At 72.7% G+C, this 18,102-nt stretch carries 16 protein-coding genes and 2 pseudogenes; 11 read left to right on the forward strand and 7 right to left on the reverse strand.

The features are described 5' to 3' along the window. The first annotated feature begins 318 nt into the window (after window positions 1-318). Window positions 319-1,311, forward strand: a complete 993-nt coding sequence (locus M2266_RS01320) for a hypothetical protein (protein ID WP_277436392.1) — start codon at window positions 319-321, stop codon at window positions 1,309-1,311. 22 nt (window positions 1,312-1,333) lie between these two features. On the opposite strand, the gene M2266_RS01325 is transcribed toward M2266_RS01320, so the two are convergent. Next, the gene (locus M2266_RS01325) at window positions 1,334-2,098 is read right to left on the reverse strand and encodes a hypothetical protein (protein WP_277436393.1); all 765 of its coding nucleotides are present in this window, start codon (window positions 2,096-2,098) and stop codon (window positions 1,334-1,336) included. Window positions 2,099-2,277: 179 nt separating this feature from the next. Beyond that, on the reverse strand, window positions 2,278-2,877 hold the full coding sequence (locus M2266_RS01330) for a TetR family transcriptional regulator (protein WP_277436394.1): 600 nt from the start codon (window positions 2,875-2,877) through the stop codon (window positions 2,278-2,280). Between the two features lie 130 nt (window positions 2,878-3,007). On the opposite strand from M2266_RS01330, the gene M2266_RS01335 reads away from it, so the two are divergent. The 3 genes and pseudogenes from M2266_RS01335 to M2266_RS01345 all read left to right on the forward strand — a co-directional run bounded on the left by M2266_RS01335 (window position 3,008) and on the right by M2266_RS01345 (window position 7,492). Beyond that, the gene (locus M2266_RS01335; RefSeq protein WP_277436395.1) at window positions 3,008-3,871 is read left to right on the forward strand and encodes a class I SAM-dependent methyltransferase; all 864 of its coding nucleotides are present in this window, start codon (window positions 3,008-3,010) and stop codon (window positions 3,869-3,871) included. Window positions 3,872-4,048: 177 nt separating this feature from the next. Continuing rightward, window positions 4,049-4,775: pseudogene (locus M2266_RS01340) on the forward strand (spermidine synthase). A gap of 194 nt (window positions 4,776-4,969) precedes the next feature. After that, window positions 4,970-7,492 (forward strand): discoidin domain-containing protein, encoded by a 2,523-nt coding sequence (locus M2266_RS01345; RefSeq protein ID WP_277436396.1) that lies wholly within the window; start codon window positions 4,970-4,972, stop codon window positions 7,490-7,492. Window positions 7,493-7,525: 33 nt separating this feature from the next. On the opposite strand, the gene M2266_RS01350 is transcribed toward M2266_RS01345, so the two are convergent. Beyond that, window positions 7,526-8,488 carry a helix-turn-helix domain-containing protein gene (locus M2266_RS01350; protein ID WP_277436397.1) on the reverse strand — a complete coding sequence of 321 codons (963 nt, stop codon included), beginning with the start codon at window positions 8,486-8,488 and terminating at the stop codon, window positions 7,526-7,528. 206 nt (window positions 8,489-8,694) lie between these two features. On the opposite strand from M2266_RS01350, the gene M2266_RS01355 reads away from it, so the two are divergent. Continuing rightward, window positions 8,695-9,174, forward strand: a complete 480-nt coding sequence (locus M2266_RS01355) for an ATP-binding protein (protein ID WP_277436398.1) — start codon at window positions 8,695-8,697, stop codon at window positions 9,172-9,174. Window positions 9,175-9,177: 3 nt separating this feature from the next. On the opposite strand, the pseudogene M2266_RS01360 reads toward M2266_RS01355, so the two are convergent. From M2266_RS01360 to M2266_RS01370, 3 genes and pseudogenes are all read right to left on the reverse strand, one after another. Beyond that, a pseudogene (locus M2266_RS01360) lies at window positions 9,178-9,360 on the reverse strand (helix-turn-helix domain-containing protein); the annotation flags it as partial. Between the two features lie 74 nt (window positions 9,361-9,434). Continuing rightward, entirely contained in the window at window positions 9,435-9,956 is a 522-nt protein-coding gene (locus M2266_RS01365) for a DoxX family membrane protein (RefSeq protein ID WP_277436399.1), read from the reverse strand. A gap of 139 nt (window positions 9,957-10,095) precedes the next feature. Continuing rightward, entirely contained in the window at window positions 10,096-10,680 is a 585-nt protein-coding gene (locus M2266_RS01370; RefSeq protein WP_277436400.1) for an XRE family transcriptional regulator, read from the reverse strand. A 112-nt stretch (window positions 10,681-10,792) separates the two neighbouring features. Between M2266_RS01370 and M2266_RS01375 the strand changes: the two genes are divergently transcribed. Next, complete coding sequence (locus tag M2266_RS01375) at window positions 10,793-12,238, forward strand: MFS transporter (RefSeq protein WP_277436401.1); 1,446 nt, start codon at window positions 10,793-10,795, stop codon at window positions 12,236-12,238. Here the strand turns inward: M2266_RS01375 and M2266_RS01380 are convergent. Then, entirely contained in the window at window positions 12,231-13,091 is an 861-nt protein-coding gene (locus M2266_RS01380) for a UbiA family prenyltransferase (RefSeq protein WP_277436402.1), read from the reverse strand. The two genes, M2266_RS01375 and M2266_RS01380, sit on opposite strands and share 8 nt — an antisense overlap. Before the next feature lie 118 nt (window positions 13,092-13,209). On the opposite strand from M2266_RS01380, the gene M2266_RS01385 reads away from it, so the two are divergent. From M2266_RS01385 to M2266_RS01405, 5 genes are all read left to right on the forward strand, one after another. Continuing rightward, window positions 13,210-14,289, forward strand: coding sequence for a 3-oxoacyl-[acyl-carrier-protein] synthase III C-terminal domain-containing protein (locus M2266_RS01385; RefSeq protein ID WP_277436403.1), 1,080 nt, complete (start codon window positions 13,210-13,212; stop codon window positions 14,287-14,289). Window positions 14,290-14,302: 13 nt separating this feature from the next. After that, window positions 14,303-14,869 (forward strand): isoprenylcysteine carboxyl methyltransferase family protein, encoded by a 567-nt coding sequence (locus tag M2266_RS01390; RefSeq protein ID WP_277436404.1) that lies wholly within the window; start codon window positions 14,303-14,305, stop codon window positions 14,867-14,869. Further along, window positions 14,866-15,882 carry an NAD(P)/FAD-dependent oxidoreductase gene (locus M2266_RS01395; protein ID WP_277436405.1) on the forward strand — a complete coding sequence of 339 codons (1,017 nt, stop codon included), beginning with the start codon at window positions 14,866-14,868 and terminating at the stop codon, window positions 15,880-15,882. Before M2266_RS01390 ends, M2266_RS01395 begins: the two co-directional genes overlap by 4 nt. An 82-nt stretch (window positions 15,883-15,964) precedes the next feature. Then, window positions 15,965-17,371 (forward strand): dihydrolipoyl dehydrogenase, encoded by a 1,407-nt coding sequence (lpdA, locus tag M2266_RS01400; RefSeq protein ID WP_277436406.1) that lies wholly within the window; start codon window positions 15,965-15,967, stop codon window positions 17,369-17,371. Between the two features lie 121 nt (window positions 17,372-17,492). Continuing rightward, complete coding sequence (locus tag M2266_RS01405; protein WP_277436407.1) at window positions 17,493-17,882, forward strand: response regulator; 390 nt, start codon at window positions 17,493-17,495, stop codon at window positions 17,880-17,882. Window positions 17,883-18,102 lie beyond the last annotated feature (220 nt).

The raw sequence follows: 18,102 nt of genomic DNA on the forward strand, positions 1-18,102 counted from the left end.
TGGGCCATCCAGGGATATTCGGATGCATTTCCGCTTCTCGTACGTGCCAGCCCTGCCCCCCTCTGACGGGGCGTTCCTCCGCGGACGGCGCACGGTCACCCCGACGCACGCCCGTTCCGAGGGGGCTTCCGAGCGCGCCGAACCGAGCTTTCGATGTTCCTCTTCAGGGGTGACCCGGCGGGTATCGCCGGGCTGCGGGGCCCCGGCGGCGGCCACCGCCAACGCGTCCGCGACCGGCGGTCGCGACCATCCCTGCCGGTTCAGGCCGGTGGGGGGCTGGCGCGCGGGTCGGAGGCTGCGCTTGGGTTGGACCGTCACATGCGGTCGATCAGAGGGGAACTGATGATGCGCGGGACCCAGATCATCGGACACGCCGTCGCGTCCGTCGCGGCGCTGCTGCTCTGCGCCGGGCTCGCGCCGGCGGCCTCCGCCACGGACGGCCCGGCGCGGTCGAATCCGGCCGCCGTCCGGCTCGACGCATACTGGAGCCCGGCCCGGATGGCGGACGCCCTGAGCGAGGGGCCGGGCAGCGGACTCGATACCGGCAGTGCCAGCCCCGCCGTGGACGGACCCCGGCCCGGCGAGATCATCCCGCCGAGCCGGAGCTTCGACGGCATTCCCCAGGCCGGCACCTTCTTCTGGACCGACGCGTCCGGCTCCGGGCGGACCTGCAGCGGCTCGGTTGTGCTCGCTCCCGGCCGTGACCTGGTGCTCAGCGCCGGGCACTGCCTGAAGGGCTACTCCGGCACCGCCCCGCGGCGCGATCTGGCGTTCGTGCCGCAGTACCACGACGGGCTCAAGCCCTTCGGCGTCTTCCCCGTCAAGAACAACGGCGTCTACGTTTCGCAGCAGTACTACGACCTGGGCGAGCACGCGGGGGCCGCGTACGACGTCGCCTTCGCGGTCACCGAGCCCAACCAGGACGGGACGCGCCTGCAGGACGCCGTCGGCGGCGTGTGGCTGCTCACCGGGACCGGGTACGACCACTTCCCGGTACGGATGATCGGGTATCCCGCGGGGGCGGCGAAGCCGCTGGAGTGCTGGAGCCGGACCACCACGTGGGTGAGTGACGATCCGGCCGACCCGGGTACCTTCTCGCGCATCGCGTGCGACGGGTTCGTGGGCGGGACCAGCGGCGGTCCGATGCTCGTGGCGTGGCCGGGCGGCTGGGCGGTGATCGGGGTCATCGGCGGCTACCACACCGGCGGCAACACACCCAAGGTCTCCTACAGCGCCTACTTCGGCTCCGCCACCCAGAGCCTCTACCGCGCCGCCACCACCGGCGCGCCGCCCGCCGGCCCGGCCTCCTGACAGGTCGGCGCGCCGTAGCGCCTCAGCGCTTCAGCGCCGGAAGGTGACGGCACAGCGCCTCGGGGAACGCCGGGGCGACCTGCCGGATCCACGCGCATCCGGCCACGCCGGACGTGCCAACTGCCCGCCACCCGTCGGGCGCCGCCCGGTAGAACCACCGGAACGTCACCGCGTTCTCCTTGCAGCCCGAGGACGCGTCGCCGCAGGCGGGCCCGGTACGGGCGGAGAGGTCGAGGATCAGCCAGTGGCCGTCGCAGCCGCGGTCGTCCCAGTAGGTGTGCTTCGGGGTGTCGGCGGCGAGTACCGCCTGCTCGTAGGACTGGCTCGTGCAGCCGGTGGGCGCCGGGTCGCAGCCCAGTTCACCGCACTTGCGCAGCGCGGGTCGGGTCGCGCCGGACAGGGTGAAGACGTCGGAGCTGTTGACCATGACACGGTGGCCGACGACGGACAGCGGCAGGCGAACACTCGTCAACGCGCTCTCGTCGCCCGTACACCCCGAACGCTGGTCCCCGCTGCGGGTTTCGAAGGTCACCTTCACGTAGATGACGCCGTTCGCCACGGTGTCGACGGCGGCTTTGAGCCCCCGGGTGCACTTCGTCCCCGACGGCACCTGGACGTCGAGCCGGAGGGTGCGGTCGTCGGACGCCACGCTCACCTTGTTCACCGCCATGGGGCCGGCCAGCGTCCACGAGATGCGGGAATCCGCGGCGGAAGGACTTCCGGTGCCGGCCGTGCCGCCATCGGCGTGCACCGTGCCGCAGCCGCTCAGCAGCCAGCACACCGCCATGAGGGCGCCTGCGAGCCGGGCGACAGCGCCGCCCGGGGCCCGCCGCCTCACGCGCTGTCCGATGTCGTCATCCGGTCCCCCGTTCGCGCCGCCGGGCCTGCGCCCGTCGCAGGTCATCCTGCCACGGGGGCGATGACGACGGCGGGCCCCGATCGGGGCGCCGGCAACGGACGGTGACATCAGGCTCGCGGGCGAGGGACTCCGAGCAGCACGGCGACCAGGCGCTCCGCCTGCGCACGCGCGTCCGGCGCCGCGGCCGGAGCGGTCATCAGCAGGTGATGGACGGTGCCGACCAGGGCGAGCGCGACCGCGGGGGTGTCGGTGCCCTCCGTGAGGCGGCCGAGGCACTGTTCGGCGTCCAGGTAGTCGGCGATCGAACCCTGGATCGTGGCGAAGCCCGGCGCGCCGGCCTCCAGTGCCTGACGGATCAGGAGGGAGGCGCCGGGGCGGGTGACGGCGAGGCCGGCGACGGTGGGGCCCGCGGAGGTCAGGAGTGCCAGGGCGACGGCGACCAGGTTCTCGGCCACGGTGGCCCGGCCCGCGAGTCCGCGCAGTTCCCCGGCCTGCCGCGCGGTGCGCGCGAACCGGTCCAGGACCAGTTCGGCGACGAACTCGTCGAGGCCGGCGAAGTGGGCGTGCAGCATCCCCTTGGCGCAGTTCGCCTCGCCGGTGATCGCCCGGCTGGTCAGCGCGGCCGGCCCCTCGCGCGCCAGGACCTGCTCCGCGGCGGCGAAGAGCCGCTGGCGAATGTCCGGGATGGCCACTCCACGCGGTGACATCAGGCTCCTCCTCCGGCGTCGCAACACCCCTGCTCCGGGCGGGGGTTGTCAGTATGGGCGTGCGCCCATACTGTTTGGGCACTTGCCCATACTAGCCCTGGCAAGCCCCCGCGACCGCCGGAGGTCCGCAGTGCAGCACGTCGTCAACACCGATCAGGCGCAGGCATGGAACGGATACGAGGGGACGCACTGGGCCCGGAACCAGGAGCGTTGGGACGCGGTGAACGAGGGCTTCAACCAGCCCCTGCTCACCGCCGCCGCGATCGGCGAGCGGCACCACGTGCTGGACATCGGGTGCGGGGCCGGGTGTACGACGCGGCTGGCGGCACGCCGGGCGGTCGAGGGCCGGGCCGTGGGCCTGGACCTGTCGGCGCCGATGCTGGAACGCGCCCGGGAGTCGGCGCGGCGCGAGGGCCTGGCCAACGCCGTCTTCGAGCAGGGCGACGCCCAGGTCCACGCCCTTGAACCGGCCGCTTTCGATGTGGTGATCAGCCGTTTCGGGGTGATGTTCTTCGCCGATCCGCGCGCCGCCTTCACCAACATCGCGAAGGCGTTGCGGCCGGGCGGCCGCCTCGCGTTCGTCTGCGGCGCGGATGCCGAGCGCAACGAGTGGCTGCGGGCCGTCATGGCACTGCGCGCGTTCCTGCCCCTCGGAACGTTCGGTGCGCCGGAGCGTTCCGGAGCGCCGACCGGTCCGGGCATGTTCTCCCTGGCGGACCCGGACACCACCCACGCGATCCTGTCCGCCGCCGGCTTCGAGCACATCACCGCCACCCGTGTGGAGGCGTACGGCAACTGGGGCGGGAACGCGGACGAGGCGGCCGACTTCCTGCTGGATTCCGGCCCTGGGCGGCACCTGGCGGAGCAGGTCGGCGCCGAGAAGCGGGACGACGCCCGCCGGGCGCTCACGGACACCCTGCGCGCCCATGAGGAGCACGGCGCGGTACGGCTGCGCGGCACCGGCTGGCTGATCACCGCCGGCCGCCCGCGGTAGGACCCGGCTTCGACGTGGCGCCCGCCCGCGGGGGCGAAGCGGAATGCGCGCGGCGGACGCCGTGCGGCATGCCGGCGCCGTGGAATAGTGGGCGTTTCGGACCCGCCGGAGCGGTTCTCGTGTCCTGCCGGCACGGATCGGCGCGGGGCGGACCGACGGGATGAGAAGGGCGAACGGATGAGCGCGCGTTTCGAGGAGATCGACTGGCGGCCGACGCCGATGGGCGACATCAGTCTGCGGCGGCGGCGCGACCCGGTGTCCGGCGACGAGGTGTACGAGGTGAAGCTCGGGGACGAGTTCCTGATGTCCAGCCTCTTCACCGCCGGCGAGATCGCGCTCACCCGACTCGGACTCGCCCAACTCCCGGACGCCGCCGACCTGGATGTCGTCGTCGGCGGGCTCGGCCTCGGCTACACCGCGCAGGCGGCGTTGGACGACCCGCGGGTGCGCTCACTCGTCGTGGTCGACACGCTCGGCGAGGTGATCGACTGGCACCGGCGCGGGCCTGGTCCCCCTGGGTGCCGGGCTGGCCTCCGACCCCCGCTGCCGCCTGGTCCAGGGTGACTTCTTCGCCATGGTCGGCGACGACACCGGCCTGGATCCGCGGACACCGGGCCGCCGCTTCCACGCCGTCCTGCTGGACGTCGACCACTCGCCCCGCCACGTGCTGCACCCGCGTCACGCGGCGCTCTACCAGCCTGCGGGGCTGCGCGCCCTGGCGGACCGACTGCATCCCGGCGGCGTCTTCGCCCTGTGGTCGAACGACCCGCCGGACCAGGAGTTCAACGCCGTCCTCGGGCAGGTCTTCGACCGATCGCAGGCGCACGTCGTCGACTTCGACAATCCGCTGCAGGAGGGGACGGCGACGAACACCGTCTACGTGGCGAGGACAGCCGGGCCGTAGTCCCCGGGGCGAACGGATCGGGCCTCCGGGGCACTTGGCTGACCCGGGGGCCGGTCGGATGATTGCGCGAGGGCCCTCTTTACAGTCGAGCTCCTTGCTGGCACGGTCTTCTTGGCCATCGCCGGGTTCAATTGGGGGGCACGGCGGTCGCTGACGTGTCTGGGGGGACCGTTGTGCCGTTTCTGTCTTCGCGTTTGCCGTGGCTGCTCCGCCTGCGCTCGCGCCGGCTCATACTGATCGCGCTCGGCGCGGTCGTCGCCGCGTTCGTGCCGTTCCTGGCGGCGGGCGGGTCCGCCGTCGCGGACGGCCGGCCGGCCGTTCCCGTCGCGGACGGGACGGCTCCGCCGCCCGCTCCGCACCACGGTGTCGCGCCGGCGTCGGCCATGCAGCCGATCGCCCCGGTCCTGTCCAGGGCGGGCTGGACGGCGGCCGCGAGCGACGAGGAGACGATCGGGGAGAACGGCCGGGCGGTCAACGTCCTGGACGGTGACCCCGCCACGCTGTGGCACAGCAAGTGGACGGCGCCGGCCACCGCGCTGCCCCACAGCATCACCATCGACATGCACCGCACGGCGGTGGTGTCCGCCCTCGTGTACCGGCCGCGTACCAACGGTCCCAACGGCCGGGTCGGGGTCTACGCCATAGCGCTCAGCGCGGACGGGCTGACGTGGACGCGGCCGGTGGCCACCGGCACGCTGCCGGACGACAGCACCGTCAAGACGTTGAACTTCGCGGCGCAGGGGACCAGGTTCGTACGCCTGACCGCCTCGACGGAGGCCGGGAACCGGGGCCCGTGGACCTCGGCAGCCGAGATCGACCTGCTGGGCGATCCCGGCCTACCCGCCTCTGTCGTCGAACTCCCCGTCACCGGCTGGACGGCGACGGCGAGCGACGAGGAGACCGCCGCGGAGAACAACCGCGCGAGCAACGTCCTGGACGGCGACACCACCACCCTGTGGCACAGCAAGTGGTCCGGCACCCCGACCGCCCTGCCGCACTCCATCACGCTGGACATGCACACCAACCAGCTTGTCTCCGCGCTCAGTTACACCCCCCGCGTCTCCGGGGCCAACGGCCGTGTCGGCGGCTACTCCATCGCCACCAGCCTCGACGGGGTCACCTTCGGGGCCCCGCTGGCCGCCGGAACGTGGAAGGACGACGACACGGTCAAGAACGCCACCTTCACCACCCCGACCACGGCCCGGTTCGTGCGCCTGACCGCCACCAGCGAGGCCGGCGGCCGCGGACCGTGGTCCTCCGCGGCCGAGATCCGTCTCAGCGGGCCCGCCGACCCGGCCGTCGCCGGGCTGTGGAGCCCGGTCACCGGCTTCCCGCTCGTCCCGGTGGCCACCGCGCTGCTGCCGAACAACAAACTGCTCGCCTGGTCGGCCTACGCCGTCGACCGCTTCGGCGGCAGCAACGGCTACACCCAGACCGCCATCATGGATCTGACCACCGGCCAGGTCACCCAGCGGCGCGTCGACAACACCGGTCACGACATGTTCTGCCCCGGCATCGCGATGCTCGCCGACGGCAGGGTGCTGGTCACCGGCGGCAGCAACGCCTCCCGCGCCAGCATCTACGACCCGCGCACCGACGCCTGGACCGCGGCCGCGGACATGAACATCCCGCGCGGCTACCAGGCCATGACGCTGCTCTCCAACGGTGACGCCTTCGTCCTCGGCGGCTCGTGGAGCGGCGCCCAGGGAGGCAAGGACGGCGAGGTGTGGTCCGCCGCGACCAACACCTGGCGCAAGCTGCCCGGCGTACCGGCCACCACCACGATGACCGCGGACCCCGCCGGGCCCTACCGTGCCGACAACCACCAGTGGCTCTACGGCACGTCCAACGGCCGGGTGCTGCAACTCGGTCCCAGCAAGCAGCTCAACTGGATCGACACGACCGGCGACGGCACCATCACCCCGGCAGGAGTGCGCGCCGACAGCCAGGACGCGATGAACGGCAACGCCGTCGCCTACGACATCGGCAAACTCCTCACCCTCGGCGGCGCCACCGCGTACCAGGACGTCAACGCCACCAACCGCGCCTACACCGTCGACCTCACCGCCGGTCCGCAGCCCGTCAGCACCCGCACCGGGGACATGGCCTTCGCCCGCGCCTTCAGCAACAGCGTCGTCATGCCGGACGGCAAGGTCGCCGTCTTCGGCGGCCAGTCCCGGCCCGTACCCTTCTCCGACGCCACCTCGGCGATGACACCGGAGATCTGGGATCCGGCCACCGGCGCCTTCACCCGCATGGCGACCATGGCCGTACCCCGCAACTACCACAGCACCGCCGACCTGCTGCCCGACGGCCGCATATTCTCCGGCGGCGGCGGACTGTGCGGCGACTGTGCGACCAACCACTTCGACGGAGCGATATTCACCCCGCCGTATCTGCTCAATCCCGACGGCACGCGGCGGCCGCGGCCCGCCATCACCAACTCGCCGCCCGCGAGCGCCGGTTACGGCACCACGCTGACCGTCACGACGAGCACGCCGGTGACGGCCTTCTCCCTGGTCCGCACGGGAGCGGCCACCCACTCCACGGACAACGACCAGCGCCGTGTGCCGCTCGCCTCGCACCAGGTGTCGGCGGGGGTCTACGAACTGACCATCCCCACCGACCCGGGAACAGCGCTGCCCGGCAGCTACCTGCTGTTCGCCCTCGACGCCGCCGGGGTCCCCAGCATCGCCAAGACCATCACCCTCGGCTGACCGCCACCGCGGGAACGACGTCGCGGGTCCCGCCTACAACCAGCCGCGCTTGGCTGCCTGCAGACCGGCCTGGAAGCGGGTCTTGGCGTCCAGAACCTCCAGCAGGTGGGCCACGCGGCGGGTCATGGTCCGCTGGGTGATGCCGAGCGCGCGAGTGATCGTGGCGTCCTTCATGCCGGCCGCCAGCATCGACAGCAACTCCTGGTCGGCGGGGACCAGGGCGCCGGCCGCGCCCTTCTTGTCGACGGCCAGTGGGGTCGCCCGCTCCCACAGCAGGTCGAAGCAGGTGACCAGCGCCGTCAGCAGCGGAGAGGGATGGACGAACAGGGCCGCCATCGACTCGGTCGCCTCGAAGTTCAGCGGGATCATGGCGGCACGGCGGTCCGCGATGAGCATCTTCATCCGCACCGCCGGCAGGCTCCTGGCCTGCTCGCCGGCGTCGATACAGTCCTGGACGAAGTGCATGCGGCCTTCGAGCGACACCGAGTCGTAGATGACCCGGCAGCTGACCCCGCGGCGCAGCAGGTCGAACTCGATCGGATTGAACGTCGGGCTGCTGAAGTACGGCGGGCAGTCGATGACCTGCATCTCCTCCTCCGAACCGAGCTGCATCTGCTCGACCCGGTTCAGCTGCGCCTCGCGGCCTTCCACCAGCTCGACCAGCTCACTGGGGTGCCCCGCGCCCTCGCCCTGCAGCCGCAGGGCGAGCGAGCGCACGTGTGCGCGGAGCTCCTCCAGTTCCCGCTCCCGGCGGGAGGCGAGTGAGCCGACGGCCGCTTCGGGAGGGGAGGCGACGTAGCGCACGGGCGAGCCGGTCAGCCGCGTGATGAGGCCGGCGTCCGCCAGGCGGCCCAGGGCCGGGCGCAGGCGCGCCGCGGTCGAGCCGTCGAGGGCTGCCAGCTGGGCGGCGGTGCTGCGCGGTGCGGAGAGCAGGTGCAGGTAGAGGGCGCTTTCGACCTCGCCGAGCCCCACCGGCGCCAGAAAACCGTCGGACACCTGACCCCCAGATGGGTGCGTCTACTTATGGTCAATGTCTACTATCCGGCATTCCCCTCAGGAAGGGACCGGTTTACGGTGGGTTTCGGCCAATCCGTTCGGACCTCTGGATCGGCCTCCCCAGCGGCAGCACTCCGAGGCGGCCCCGCTCGGCCTACGGACACTTTCGACCCGGGTTCGATGCCGCCCCACCGGAAGGATCCGCTGTGCCGGTCTCCATCCAGTCCCAGCTCCGCCAAAGCGTCTTCACGGTGCCCACCGTCGCGCTATCGGTGCCGACCACCCGGCGCCGCGCGCGGGCGCACTTCGCCGAGTGGGACCTGGACGTGGAGCACCCCGTGGTGGAGACGGCCCTGTTCATCCTGACCGAGCTCCTGACCAACAGCGTCGAGCACACCGCCCACCGCTCCCCGACCGCCGATATCATCCTGGCGCTCGGCCCGCGCAGTCTCATCGTCGCCGTGCACGACCGCCACCCCCACTGCCCCCGCCCGACTCCCGCCCCGCATGCCGATGGAAGCGGCGGATGGGGGCTGCGCCTGGTGGCGGATCTCGCCGCGGAAGCCCATGGCAGCACCCACACCCGCACCGACGCCGACGAGCAGGGGAAGACGCTCCTGGTCCGTCTCCCCCGCCCGGACCGGACTCCGGCGTGCGCCCACGACGCCTTCCCGTACTCCTCGTAGGACTCACGCGGCGAAGCGGCGGAACGAGGACCGGTAGGCGTACGGGGTCACTCCGACGACGCGTTGGAATCGCTCGCGGAACGCGGTCAAAAACCCGAAACCCGCCTGCGTGGCGATCCGCTCGACCGCGTGGTCGGTGGTCTCCAGCAGGAACTGCGCCCGGCGCACGCGCGCCCGCAGCAGCCAAGGCGGCCTCCTCGCCCTGCGCCGGCTGGCAGCGCGGCAGGCGGACGGTGCCACGCCGTGAGAACGCGGGTGTCCTACTCCTCGTCGGCGGCCGCCTGGGCCTTCGCCCGCTTCGTGACCACGGCGGCCGCCGCCAGCGCGCTGCCCACGAAGGCGGCCGAGACCATCCACGGCCGGTCGAACCGGTGGTCGGTGGCGTGGTCGAGGGCGTAGCGACCCGCTCCCGCGAGGCCCACCGTGGCCGCGGTGAACCCGAGGAACGCGGGGTATTCGAAGCCGCCGCCCTGCGCGAAGAACCCGGCCGGCGCGTGGACCGCCACGGCTCCCGCCATCGCGCCCGCCGCTGCCGCGCCGGCCGCGGGGGTGCCCAGGCCCAGTGCCAGCAGTGCCCCGCCGCCCGCCTCACCGAGGCCGGCGGCGAGCGCGCTCTGCCGGCCGGGTGTGAACCCCATGTGCTCCATCGCGTCCGCGGTCGCGGCCAGTCCTCCGCCACCGAACCAACCGAACAGCTTCTGCGTCCCGTGGGCCATCAGCACCGCGCCGGTGCCGACTCGAAGGGTCAGCAGACCGAGGTCCCGTCGGTTGATGCACGTCATCACTGTCTCCAGGTGGGTGGCTGCGCTCGAACGGCTCCGGGCAGATCTCTCCACTGTCCGTGCCACGAGCCGCGTCCGCGCCCCGGCCGTGGGCCATCCGGGCGTCGGCGCGCCGAGCGTCACCGCACCACCGGGCCCGTCACGCGCGAGGCTTGGCGCGCACGTGCATGCGCTCTCCCTGCCTCCCGAAGAGGCTGAGGACCTCGACCGGCCGCCCGTCCGCGCTGCCGAACCAGTGCGGCAGCCGGGTGTCCCACTCGGCGACCTCGCCGGGGCCGAGGACCAGATCGTGTTCGGCGAGGACGAGCCGCAGCCGGCCTTCCAGCACGTACAGCCACTCATAGCCCTCGTGCGTACGAAGATCCGGCTCGGTGCCCCGGTCGGGGATGATCATCTTGTACGCCTGCAGTCGGCCAGGAGTGCGGGACAGCGCTATGGACGTACCGCCGTTCGTCATCGGGCGCGGTGTCAGCCGGACTCGCGGATCCCCCACTTCGGGAGCGCCGACCAACTCGTCGAGAGCGACGTGGTAAGCGGCGGCGAGCGGCAGCAGCAGTTCCAGGCTGGGGCGGCGCTGCCCGGACTCCAGCCGGGACAGGGTGCTCCTGGAGATGCCGGTCGCCTCGGAGAGCGCGGCCAGGGTGAGGCCGTGCTCGGCGCGCAGTCGCCGGAGCCGGGGAGCGACCTCGTCGAGGACCGCTTGGTGGGGCGCGGGGTTGTCCATACGCGCATTCCATCCTGGCGTCCCGGGATTGGCAACAAGAGTTGCCGCCCCGCCGCGCCGGGTCCACGCTCCACGGCATGACTGCCACAACGACCAGGGAACGGAGTCCACGGTGACGACGATCAACGCGGGACGGGACACGGCGGCGGCCGAAGCGATGGCGCCTTCCGTCCGATGGGCGCTCACCGGTCTCTCGCTGTCCATGCTGCTGTCCTCACTCGGTACCAGCGTCGCCAATGTCGCCCTGCCGACACTGGCGCACGCGTTCACCGCCTCGTTCCAGCAAGTCCAGTGGATCGTCCTGGCGTACCTCCTCGCCATCACCACGGTGATCGTCAGCGTCGGGCGGCTCGGTGACCTCATCGGCCGCCGACGGCTGTTGCTGGCCGGGATCCTCCTGTTCACGGCGGCCTCGGTGCTGTGCGGGCTCGCGCCGGGGCTGTGGTCGCTGATCGCCGCCCGGGCGGCGCAGGGCCTGGGAGCAGCCATCATGATGGCGCTCACCATGGCGTTCGTCGGTGAGACGGTTCCGAAAGCGCGAACGGGCAGCGCCATGGGACTGCTCGGAACGATGTCCGCTGTCGGCACCGCGCTCGGTCCCTCACTGGGCGGCGCGCTGATCTCCGGACTCGGCTGGCGGGCGATCTTCCTCGTCAACGCGCCGCTGGGCGTCCTGGCGTTCTTCCTGGCACGCCGTCACCTGCCCGCCGACCGGCAGCGACCCGGGACCGGCCGACCCCGCTTCGACCGGGTCGGAACGCTGCTGCTCGCTCTGACGCTCGGGGCCTACGCGCTCGCCATGACCTGGGGACACGGAAGCTTCGGTGCGCTCAACGCGACGCTGCTGGCGGCGGCCGTCGTCGGTGTCGGTCTCTTCGTGCGCGCGGAGGCCTCGGCGGCGTCGCCGCTGATCCGCCTGACGATGTTCCGCGATCCCGCGCTGAGCGCGAGTCTCGCCATGAGCGCGCTCGTCTCGACGGTCATGATGGCCACGCTCGTGGTCGGGCCGTTCTATCTCGCGCGCACGCTCGGACTGCACGAGGCGCTAGTCGGGCTGGTGCTGTCCGTCGGTCCGCTGGTCGCCGCGCTGACCGGAGTGCCCGCCGGTCGCATCGCGGACCGTTTCGGCGCCCACCGCATGACGATCCTCGGCCTCGTCGCCATGACGGCAGGCTCGTTGGCGCTGTCCCTGACACCGGCATCCGCCGGCGTCAGGGGCTACCTCGTCCCCATCGTGGTCATCACCGCCGGCTACGCGGTGTTCCAGACGGCCAACAACACCGCCGTCATGACCGATGTCCCGCCGGATCGGCGGGGTGTCGTCTCCGGCATGCTCAACCTCTCGCGCAACCTGGGCCTGATCACCGGCGCTTCCGTCATGGGAGCCGTGTTCGCGCTCGCGGCGGCGACGAACGACCTCACCACGGCGCGCCCGGAGGCCGTCGCCACCGGGATGCGGATCACGTTCGCGGTGGCGGCGGCGCTGATCGTCGTCGCGCTCGTCATCGCCGTCGGAGGCCGGGCGCTCGCACAGCGCCGTACGGGCCGCGTCAGGTGATCGCCGCGCCGCGGCCCACGAGCAGCGCCACGTCCAGCGCCGCCACCGCGATGGCGGCGGCGAAGGCCGCGCGCTGCCGGTGGCGGCCCACCACCGACCCGGCGACGGCGACGAGGACGGCGGCGAGGAGCGCCGCCGCACTGCGGGTGCCGGGCGGGCCGGGCGGTCCGAGCGCCAGGGCGGCGGTCGCGGCCACCAGCGGCAGGGGGAGCAGCAGGCGGGTTCCGCGGGCGCCCAGCCGCTGCGGCCACCCCCGCACCCCGAGCGCGAGATCGGCACGGATGTCCGGCAGCACATCGCCCAGATGGGCGCCGACGCCCAGCAATGCCCCCGCGCAGCCGATCCACCAGGCCGGCCACGGGTGGCCCGGCAGGCTGAGGGCCACGAAGGCCGGCAGGCTCGCGAAGCCGGCCGCGTAGGGCAGCCAGGACCACGCCGTCGACTTCAGGCGCAGGTCGTACGCCCATGCCGCGGCGACCCCCGCCAGGTGGACGGCGCCCGCGAGCGGACCGCAGGCCAGCGACAGCGGCACGCACAAGGCCAGGGCGCATCCCGCGGCCGTCCACACGGTCCCGGCCCGCACATCGCCCGCGGCGATCGGCTTGTCCCGGCGACCGGCGGCGAGGTCGCGGCGCGCGTCGAACGCGTCGTTGCACCAGCCCACCGACAACTGGCCGGTCAGAACCGCCGCCGCGATCAGCGCCGTGCGCGCGACGGTGTGGCCCGCGGCCCCGGCCAGCACGGTCACCAGCACGGTGACGGCCGCCGTCGGCCCGGGGTGGCAGGAGCGCGCCAGCGCCCACAAAGCGGCCCACGCGGGCGCACCGGCGGTCGGCTCCTCGGGGATGGCCACGGGCCGATCCTAGGCACATCCGGTCGTGTCGCAACGTGTCCGGTCGATCACCGGGTGTTGAATTGCCCGTCCCGGGCGAAGTTTCCCGAGCAGGCCGCGCCCCCACGTCGGGAGTCCCATGACCCGTATCGCAGCCGTTCACGGCGCCCTGGCGCCCCACCGTCACGCGCAGGCCGAGATCACGGACATAGTGGCGCGGACGTGTCTGCCCCCGAGCGCCGACCGCCGGGTGCTGGACCGGCTGCACCAGGGATCCCGGGTCCGTTCGCGCCATATGACGCTGCCGCTCGACCGGTACGCGGAGCTCGACGGGTTCGGCGCCGCCAACGACGCCTTCATCGCCGGTGCCACCGCCCTGGGTTCCCAGGTGATCCGCGGGGCGCTGCGTACGGCGGGGCTGACCCCCTCCGACGTGGACCTCCTGATGTTCACCTCCGTCACCGGGATCGCCACCCCTTCGATCGACGCCCGGCTCGTCGGACGGCTCGGACTGCGCGAGGACGTCAAGCGCATGCCGTTGTTCGGCCTCGGCTGCGTGGGCGGAGCCGCCGGGCTGGCCCGTGTGCACGACTACCTGCTCGGACGTCCGGACCACGTAGCGGTGCTGCTGTCGGTCGAGCTGTGCTCGCTCACCTTCCAGCGCGACGACGACTCCCCGGCCAACCTGGTGGCCTCGGCGCTGTTCGGCGACGGCGCCGCCGCCGTCGTGGTCTGCGGCGCCGCACGCGCCGCCGAGCCGTCCGCCGGGGCACCCGCGCCCTCGGGACCGACGATCGTGGCGACGCGCAGCCGGCTGTACCCCGACACCGGACACGTCATGGGCTGGAACATCACCGACTCCGGTTTCCGGGTCGTCCTGGATCCGGCCGTACCCGACGTGGTGCGCCGATACCTCGCCGACGACGTCAAGGGGTTCCTGAGCGAACACGGGCTGAAACCGAAGGACGTGGCCACCTGGGTGTGCCACCCGGGCGGCCCCCGGGTCCTCGAGGCGGTCGCGGAGAGCCTCGAACTGCGGGAGGACGCACTGGACGTGACATGGCGGCACCTGGCCGACGTCGGGAACCTCTCCTCGGCGTCGGTGCTGCACGTGCTGCGCGACACGTGGGCGGAACGCCGCCCACCGGCGGGCGCCCCCGGCCTGCTGTTGGCGATGGGGCCCGGTTTCTGCTGCGAACTGGTGCTGCTGCGCTGGTAGGTCGGAGGATTTCATGATCTGGTACGTGCTGCTGGTGACGGCGCTCGCCGCCGAGCGGGTCGCCGAACTCGTCGTCGCCCGGCGCAACGAGCGGTGGAGCATGGCCCGGGGAGCGGTCGTGGCGGGCCGGCGGCACTATCCGGTCATGGTCGCGCTGCACACGGCACTGCTCGCGGGATGCCTGTGCGAAGCGGGTCTCGCCGGCCGTGCTTTCGTCCCGTCCCTGGGCTGGCCCATGCTGGGCGTGGTGGCGGCGGCGCAGGGCCTTCGCTGGTGGTGCGTCAGCACCCTGGGGCCGCGCTGGAACACCCGTGTGATCGTCGTTCCCGGGATGCCGCTGGTCACCGGCGGCCCCTACCGATGGCTCGGCCACCCCAACTACGTCGCCGTCGTCGCCGAAGGCCTCGCACTGCCCCTGGTGCACAGCGCCTGGATCACCGCCGTCGCCTTCACCGTTCTGAACGCCGCACTGCTCACCGTGCGCGTCCGCTGTGAGAACGAGGCCCTGGCCGCAGCCGGGCCACGGCCCGCACCGGCCGGAGCGCCGGGGCCGGCCGGCGGGCCGGCCGCGACGACGTGATCGACATCCTGGTGGCGGGCGGGGGTCCCGCCGGGCTCGCCGCCGCCACGCACGCCGCCCTCGCCGGGATGCGGGCCGTCGTGGTGGAACCCCGGACCGCTCCCGTGGACAAGGCGTGCGGCGAGGGGGTCATGCCGGGCGGGGTCGCCGCCCTGCGCGCGCTGGGCATCGGCGACGTCCACGGCCGCGAACTGCGCGGTATCCGCTACCTCGACACCACCCGTTCCGCCGAGGCCCGCTTCCGCGGCGGAGCCGGGCTGGGGGTCCGCCGCACCACCCTCCACGCGGCACTGCACCGACGCGCCCGGGATCTCGGCGTGGAGATGGTGACCGGCAAGGTGTCCGACGTGCTCCAGACGGCGGACCACGTGGTCGCCGCGGGGATGACGGCACGCTGGCTGATCGGCGCCGACGGCCTGCACTCCCCCGTCCGCCGCGGCCTGGGGCTGGCGCTCCCGGATCGTGCCGAGGGACGGTACGGGCTGCGCCGGCACTACCGGGTGGAGCCGTGGACGGACCTCGTCGAGGTGCACTGGTCCGCCCACGCCGAGGCCTACGTGACGCCGGTCGCCGACGACCTGGTGGGGGTGGCCGTACTGAGCCGTGTCCGGCGCGGCTACGCCGAACACCTCGCCGAGTTCCCGGCGCTCGCCGCGCGGCTGGAGGGCGCGGCCGTGACGGCGGTGCGCGGCGCGGGACCGCTGCGCCAGCGGGTCCGCCGCCGCGTCGCCGGCCGGATCCTGCTCGTCGGCGACGCCGCGGGATACACCGATGCCCTCACCGGTGAGGGCATCGCGCACGGTCTGCGGAGCGCCGAGGCCGCGGTGCGGTGCCTGCTCGGCGGGCGGCCGGAGCGGTACGAGGCGGAATGGACGCGGCTGACACGCCGCCACCGCCTGCTGACCGCGGCGCTGCTGGCGGCCGCCCGCCACCCGCCCACGGCCAGGCTCATCGTCCCGGCGGCCTCGCGGCTGCCCGCCGTCTTCTCGGCCGCGGTGCACGCTCTGCGGTAGGGCGTGGGCGAGCCGTGTGAGAGACGGCACCCTTGCCCGGATGCCCGCTCGAACCGGGTCCCGGCTGTCTAGGGTGTGGATCATGAGTACACACTTTGACGTCGTGGTCCTCGGCGCGGGTCCCGGCGGGTACACCGCCGCGGTCCGCGCGACCCAGCTCGGACTGCGGGCGGCGGTCATCGAGGAGAAGTACTGGGGCGGGGTGTGCCTGAACGTCGGGTGTATCCCGTCGAAGGCGCTGCTGCGCAACGCCGAGCTGGCGCACATCTTCACCCAGGAGGCGAAGACCTTCGGCATCCGGGTCGAGGGCAAGGTCAGCTTCGACTACCGCGAGGCGTACCTGCGCAGCCGGAAGGTCGCCGACGGCCGCGTCGCCGGCGTGCACTACCTGATGAAGAAGAACAAGATCACCGAGTACGACGGGCGGGGCACCTTCACCGACGACCGCACGCTGCGGGTGGCATTGCGGGAGGGCGGGACGGAGACGGTGACGTTCGATCACTGCATCGTCGCGACCGGGGCCACCACGCGACTGCTGCCGGGCACCTCGCTGAGCGAGCGGGTCGTGACCTACGAGGAGCAGATCCTCACCGACACGCTTCCGGAGAGCATCGTCATCGCGGGTGCCGGCGCGATCGGCGTCGAGTTCGCGTACGTGCTGCACAACTACGGGGTGAAGGTCACGATCGTCGAGTTCCTCGACCGTGTCGTGCCGCTGGAGGACGCCGAGGTCTCCGCCGAACTCGCCAAGCGGTACCGGCGGCTGGGCATCGAGATCCTGACCTCCACCCGGGTGGAGTCCATCGACGACAGCGACCCGGCGGGCAAGGTGCGGGTCACCGTCGCGCGCGACGGGCAGCAGCGGGTCCTGGAGGCCGACAAGGTCCTGCAAGCGATCGGCTTCGCGCCCCGCGTCACCGGCTACGGCCTGGAGGCCACCGGGGTGCGGCTGACCGAGCGCGGCGCGATCGACGTGGACGCGCGGGGCCGCACGAACGTGCCGCACATCTTCGCGATCGGTGACGTCACCGCGAAGCTGATGCTGGCCCACGCGGCGGAGTCGATGGCGGTGATCGCGGCGGAGACCATCGCCGGTGCCGAGACGATGGAACTCGACTTCACGATGATCCCGCGCGCCACCTACTGCCAGCCGCAGATCGCCAGCTTCGGCTGGACCGAGGCCCAGGCCCGCGAGAAGGGCTTCGACGTCAACGTGGTGAAGTTCCCCTTCACCGCGAACGGCAAGGCCCACGGTCTCGGCGACCCGGCCGGCTTCGTGAAGGTCATCAGCGACCGGACCCACGGCGAGCTGCTCGGCGCGCACCTGATCGGCCCGGAGGTCACCGAACTGCTGCCGGAGCTGACCCTGGCCCAGCAGTGGGACCTGACGGTGCACGAGGTGGCGCGCAACGTACACGCCCACCCGACGCTGGGCGAGGCGGTCAAGGAGGCCGTCCACGGCCTGGCCGGTCACATGATCAACTTCTGAGGGCGGCGGCCGCGGAGGGTCCCGGCGGGCAGCACGGACCCTTCGCGCCGCGCCGTGAGGACCCCTTCGCGCCGCTCCACTCCGCGCGCTTCGCCGCCCTGTGCCGCACGATGAGATCGTGATGACGGTACTGCTCATGGAGCACGACAGCGACACGTCCAGTGACATGCGTTCGGCGATCCACGCCAACCGGCACTTCCGCGTCATCGCGCACGGGACGGACCACGCCACCGTGCTGGCGTTGGCCCGGACCCTGCTGACCGATGTCGTGGTCATCGATGCCCGGCTCGACGGCATCGACCCGCTCGCCCTCTGCGAGCAGCTCCGCGCCCTGACCCCGCCACCGGCGGTCGTGATCGTCGCCGCCCACCTGGCCGGCGCCGGGCCCACCCACCACCTCGCCGCCCGCGGTTCCGTCCATCTGCTGCGCGGTTCCGAGCCGCGCGACGTCGTGAACGCCCTGCGGGCGATCGGCGTCCGCCGCAGCAGCTCCGATCCCGACGCCCTGTGAAGCGACCCGGGCGCGGCGCGGGTTCCTCCCGGGCCGGTGGGACGCCGCCGCTTGGGCACACGCTGCGACCGACGTGCGGCAGGGCAATGAGGCGACGCCCTCCGGTTGTGCGGTGGACGCGCACTGCCGTCCGCACGCCGTAGCTGCTGATCGGGCAGAAGTTACCCATAAGTATGTCGTGACTTCACAAGCTGTTAACAGTAGAACTTGTTCCCATTCC

The sequence above is a fragment of the Streptomyces sp. SPB162 genome (assembly GCF_029504575.1).
Taxonomy (GTDB): domain Bacteria; phylum Actinomycetota; class Actinomycetes; order Streptomycetales; family Streptomycetaceae; genus Actinacidiphila.

Excerpts from the sequence above, each read along its gene's own strand:
- M2266_RS01320 (WP_277436392.1), top strand. The coding sequence starts at position 319 with ATGCGGTCGATCAGAGGGGAACTGATGATGCGCGGGACCCAGATCATC.
- M2266_RS01325 (WP_277436393.1), bottom strand. The coding sequence starts at position 2,098 with ATGGCGGTGTGCTGGCTGCTGAGCGGCTGCGGCACGGTGCACGCCGAT.
- M2266_RS01330 (WP_277436394.1), bottom strand. The coding sequence starts at position 2,877 with ATGTCACCGCGTGGAGTGGCCATCCCGGACATTCGCCAGCGGCTCTTC.
- M2266_RS01365 (WP_277436399.1), bottom strand. The coding sequence starts at position 9,956 with ATGACGTGCATCAACCGACGGGACCTCGGTCTGCTGACCCTTCGAGTC.
- M2266_RS01370 (WP_277436400.1), bottom strand. The coding sequence starts at position 10,680 with ATGGACAACCCCGCGCCCCACCAAGCGGTCCTCGACGAGGTCGCTCCC.
- M2266_RS01385 (WP_277436403.1), top strand. The coding sequence starts at position 13,210 with ATGACCCGTATCGCAGCCGTTCACGGCGCCCTGGCGCCCCACCGTCAC.
- M2266_RS01390 (WP_277436404.1), top strand. The coding sequence starts at position 14,303 with ATGATCTGGTACGTGCTGCTGGTGACGGCGCTCGCCGCCGAGCGGGTC.
- lpdA (WP_277436406.1), top strand. The coding sequence starts at position 15,965 with ATGAGTACACACTTTGACGTCGTGGTCCTCGGCGCGGGTCCCGGCGGG.
- M2266_RS01405 (WP_277436407.1), top strand. The coding sequence starts at position 17,493 with ATGACGGTACTGCTCATGGAGCACGACAGCGACACGTCCAGTGACATG.